This is a genomic window from Pseudomonas sp. K5002 (assembly GCF_013386655.1).
Classification (GTDB): Bacteria; Pseudomonadota; Gammaproteobacteria; order Pseudomonadales; family Pseudomonadaceae; genus Aquipseudomonas.
The window spans coordinates 1-743 of record NZ_JACARK010001356.1 but is presented as its reverse complement, the minus strand read 5'-3'; the positions used below and the strand labels follow the sequence as shown (position 1 = coordinate 743).

General features: G+C 61.4%; 1 protein-coding gene. It reads right to left on the bottom strand.

Annotated features, from left to right (window positions below):
- Nucleotides 1-98: 98 nt before the first annotated feature.
- Nucleotides 99-743, bottom strand: a 645-nt coding sequence (locus HX846_RS36335; RefSeq protein WP_178967360.1) for an EAL domain-containing protein, incomplete at its 5' end; no start/stop codon positions are given.

Below are 743 nucleotides of genomic sequence, written 5' to 3'. Positions count from 1 at the left end.
CTTGCTCGCGAATGCGGTATTTCAGCCAACCAATTCATGGCTGACCCACCGCATTCGCGAGCAAGCCCGCTCCCACATTTTTGATCGGGTTCACAACATCAGATCACGCCGCCCACCAGTTCCTGGCTATCACCAAACGTCAGGTAGTCCACCAGTTCCGCCAACGGCAACGGCTTGCTGATCAGGTAACCCTGGGCCTGATCGCAGCCGAACAACCGCAGCAACGCCAGTTGCTCGGCGGTTTCCACGCCCTCGGCGACCACTTCCAGGTTCAGGTTATGAGCCAGGTTGATCATGGCGTGCACCAGCTTGCGATTCTCTTCGCGCTCTTCCATGCCGCCGACAAAGCTCTTGTCGATCTTCAGCAAGGCAATCGGCAGGCTGTTGAGGTGCACGAACGACGAAAAGCCGGTGCCAAAGTCATCCAGGGAAAAGCGCACACCCAGGCGGCCCAGCGCATCCATGGTCTGCTTGACCAGGTCGCTGCGGCGCATCACGGCGGTTTCCGTCAGCTCAAATTCCAGCCACTGGGCTTCCACGCCGCGCTCGGCAATCAGCCGGCTGAGGGTGCTGAGCAGTTGGCTGTCCTGAAACTGGCGGAACGACAGGTTGACCGCCATGTGCAACGGCGCAATCCCGCGTCCGCGCAGGTCCTGCATGTCGCGCAGGGCCCGGGAAATCACCCAGTAGCCCAGCGGCACGATCAAGCCGCTCTGCTCGGCCAGCGGCACGAACTCGCTCGG